Below are 3,389 nucleotides of genomic sequence, written 5' to 3'. Positions count from 1 at the left end.
CCGCCGAGCAGGCCGAGCACGCCGCCCAGCGCGCGCAGCGTCGCCGCCAGCGCATCCACATCGGCCGGCGCCTCGCTGCGCGCACGGTTCAGCTCGCGCGCCAGCTCGAACAACACGGCGAGCGCCCCGGGGGTGTTGAAGTCATCGTCCATGACCGCGCGCAGCCTTGCGCTCCAGGCTTCGAGCGGGGCGGCGGCGGTGGGCGGCAGGCCCTTCAGCGCCGTGTACAGCCGCGTCAGCGAGGCCTTCGCCGTGTCGAGGTTGTCGTCGGAGTAGTTCAGCGGGCTGCGGTAGTGACTGGACAGGATGAACAGCCGCACGACCTCGGGGGCGTAGCGGGCGAGCACCTCGCGCACCGTGAAGAAGTTGCCGAGCGACTTCGACATCTTCTCCTCGTCGACGTTGACGAAGCCGTTGTGCAGCCAGTAGTTGACGAACCTGTGGCCGTTGGCGGCCTCGCTCTGCGCGATCTCGTTCTCGTGGTGCGGGAACTTCAGATCCATGCCGCCGCCGTGGATGTCGAAGTGCTCGCCGAGGCAGCACTTCGACATGGCCGAGCATTCGATGTGCCAGCCCGGCCGGCCCGGTCCCCACGGCGAATCCCAGGCCGGCTCGCCGGGCTTGGCGGCCTTCCACAGCACGAAGTCGAGCGGGTCCTGCTTCAGTTCGCCGACCGCCACGCGCTCGCCGGCGCGCAGGTCGTCGAGCTTCTTGTTGGCGAGCCGGCCGTAGGCCCCGAAGCGCGCGACACGGTAGTAGACATCGCCGTTGGCAGCGACGTAGGCGTAGTCCTTTCCGACCAGCGTCCCGACCATCGCGATGATGCCGTCGATGGTTTCGGTGGCCTTCGGCTCGTGGTCGGGGCGCAGCACGCCGAGCGCATCGGCATCCTCGTGCATCGCCTCGATGAAGCGTGCGGTCAGCGCGTCGATGGTTTCGCCGTTTTCCTGCGCGCGGCGGATGATCTTGTCGTCGATGTCGGTGATGTTGCGGACGTAGGTCACGTCGTAGCCGAGCCAGCGCAGGTAGCGCACGATCGCATCGAACACGACCATCACGCGCGCGTGGCCGACGTGGCAGTAGTCGTAGACGGTCATGCCGCACACATACATGCGCACCTGGCCGGGCGTGATCGGGACGAAGCGCTCCTTGCGCCGGCTCAGGCTGTTGTACAGCTGCAGATCGTGTTCGACGGACATGACGGACTGGACTCGATGCGACGGAAAACGGACGGGCGGCGCCCCGGCAGCAGGGCCCGACCGGGATGGTAACGGAAGTCCGGCGCGTGCAGGCCGACAAAAGCCGGGCGGCACACTATGATGCCGGCCTTTCCGCGCCCGCCCCCGGAGGCTGCCGATGATCCGTTGCGCCCGAGCCTTCCTGATCGCTGCCCTGCTTTCGGCCGCCCTGCCGGCCATGGCGGTGACCCGCGTGCAGATGGTCACCAGTCACGGCACGATCGTGCTCGAACTCGACGAGGAAAAAGCCCCGCAGACCGTCGCCAACTTCGTGCGCTACGCGGACGAGCACTTCTACGACGGCACGATCTTCCACCGCGTCATCGACAACTTCATGATCCAGGGCGGCGGCTTCACGCCCGACCTGCAACAGAAGCCGACGCACGACCCGATCCCGAACGAAGCAAAGAACGGCCTGAAGAACAGCCGTGGCACGATCGCGATGGCACGCACCGCCGATCCGCACTCGGCGACCGCGCAGTTCTTCATCAACGTCAGGGACAACGGCTTCCTCGATTACCCGTCGCGTGACGGCTGGGGTTACTGCGTGTTCGGCAAGGTCGTCGACGGCCTCGAAGTCGTCGAACGCATCCGCCAGACACCGACCACCACGGTCGGACCATACAGCGACGTGCCGGCCGAGCCGGTGGTGATCCGCTCGGTCACGGTCGTGAAGTAGTCATGAGATAAAGCAGGCCCGCCCCCGGAAACCCCGAACGGAGATTCGCGATGATCCGCATCCAGACCTCACTCGGCGTCATCACGCTGGAACTCGACGCCGAGCATGCGCCGGCGACCACCGCCAACTTCGAACAGTACGTGCGCGACGGTTTCTACGCCGGCACCGTCTTCCATCGCGTGATCCCGAACTTCATGGTCCAGGGCGGCGGCATGCTGGCGGACATGAGCCAGAAGAGCACGCGCGCGCCGATCCGCAACGAGGCGAAGAACGGCCTGAAGAACGCCCGCGGCAGCATTGCGATGGCGCGCACCTCGGATCCGCACTCGGCGACCGCGCAGTTCTTCATCAACGTCAAGGACAACGGCTTCCTCGATCACCCGGGGCAGGACGGCTGGGGGTACTGCGTGTTCGGCAAGGTCATCGAGGGCATGGACGTGGTCGATGCGATCGTCGCCGTGCCGACCGCGAACAAGCGCGGACACCAGAACGTGCCGGTCGAGCCGGTGCTGATCGAGAAGATGGAAATCGTCGAATGAAGGCGACGCTGTTCGTCGCCGACCTGCACCTCGATGCTGCCGCGCGCCCGCAGACGCTGGCGCTGTTCGAGGATTTCATCGCCGTCCGCGCCCGGCGCGCGCAGGCGCTGTACATCCTCGGCGACCTGTTCGAGGCCTGGATCGGCGACGACGACGACGGCGAAACCGGCGAGCGGGTGGCCGCGGCGCTGGGCAGCCTGCAGCGCAGCGGCGTGCCCGCGCACTTCCTGCACGGCAACCGCGATTTCCTGCTCGGCCCGGACTATGCGGCACGCGCCGGACTGACCCTGCTGCCGGAGACCACGGTGATCGACCTGTACGGCACGCCGACGCTGCTCACGCACGGCGATGCGCTCTGCACCGATGATGTCGATTACCAGCGCTTCCGCGCACAGATCCGCGAACCGGCCAATCAGGCTCGCCTGCTGGCGCTGCCGCTCGCGCAGCGCCGGGCCTTCGCCGCGCAGCTGCGCGCCGACAGCCGCAGCGCCCAGGCCGACAAGCCGGCCGAGATCACCGACGTAAACCCCGATGCCGTGCGCACGCTCATGGACGCACACGGCGTCACCCAGCTGATCCACGGTCACACCCACCGCCCTGCCCTGCACGAACTCGTGCTCGCCGATGGCGACAGCGGCTGGCGCGTCGTGCTCGGTGACTGGTACACGCAGGGCAGCGTGCTGACGGTCTCGCGCAACGGCATGCAGCTCGAAGGCCTGCACGGCTGAAATCCGGCCTCGGCGCCCTGCCCCGCCTGCGCGCCCCGCCGGGTCGCGCAGGCGCGCACGAGCGCGTCAGACGCGCGGCAGCGGCTTGCCGAGGTACAGCACCGGGCCGGTCGGGGCACCGGTCGGCGAGCCGCCGGCCGGCTCCAGGCTGACGGCGAGACCGTCGCCCTCGACGATCTCGCGCAGCCGCTCCGGCGCCACGCCG

General features: G+C 68.2%; 4 protein-coding genes. 3 read left to right on the top strand and 1 reads right to left on the bottom strand.

What is annotated here, in order from left to right; genetic code table 11:
* On the bottom strand, positions 1 to 1,199 hold a 1,199-nt coding region (gene cysS / locus PKE44_RS16755), incomplete at its 3' end, for a cysteine--tRNA ligase (protein WP_324553540.1).
* Positions 1,200 to 1,416: 217 nt separating this feature from the next.
* Between cysS and PKE44_RS16750 the strand changes: the two genes are divergently transcribed.
* From PKE44_RS16750 to PKE44_RS16740, 3 genes are read left to right on the top strand one after another with little or no spacing between them, the layout of a single operon-like run.
* A complete protein-coding gene (locus PKE44_RS16750; protein WP_324553542.1) occupies positions 1,417 to 1,917 on the top strand; it encodes a peptidylprolyl isomerase in 501 nt (166 codons plus the stop codon).
* 50 nt (positions 1,918 to 1,967) lie between these two features.
* Positions 1,968 to 2,456: a peptidylprolyl isomerase gene (locus PKE44_RS16745; protein WP_324553537.1), complete on the top strand. Its 489-nt coding sequence runs from the start codon at positions 1,968 to 1,970 to the stop codon at positions 2,454 to 2,456.
* Positions 2,453 to 3,184, top strand: coding sequence for a UDP-2,3-diacylglucosamine diphosphatase (locus tag PKE44_RS16740; protein ID WP_324553534.1), 732 nt, complete (start codon positions 2,453 to 2,455; stop codon positions 3,182 to 3,184). The genes PKE44_RS16745 and PKE44_RS16740 overlap by 4 nt, the downstream gene beginning before the upstream one ends.
* The last annotated feature ends 205 nt before the right edge of the window (positions 3,185 to 3,389 follow it).

Source organism: Plasticicumulans sp. (genome assembly GCF_035331805.1).
GTDB lineage: Bacteria > Pseudomonadota > Gammaproteobacteria > Competibacterales > Competibacteraceae > Plasticicumulans.
Note: the sequence above shows the minus strand (reverse complement) of the source record. Positions and strands in the feature narration are given on the sequence as shown.

Excerpts from the sequence above, each read along its gene's own strand:
- PKE44_RS16750 (WP_324553542.1), top strand. The coding sequence starts at position 1,417 with ATGGCGGTGACCCGCGTGCAGATGGTCACCAGTCACGGCACGATCGTG.
- PKE44_RS16745 (WP_324553537.1), top strand. The coding sequence starts at position 1,968 with ATGATCCGCATCCAGACCTCACTCGGCGTCATCACGCTGGAACTCGAC.
- PKE44_RS16740 (WP_324553534.1), top strand. The coding sequence starts at position 2,453 with ATGAAGGCGACGCTGTTCGTCGCCGACCTGCACCTCGATGCTGCCGCG.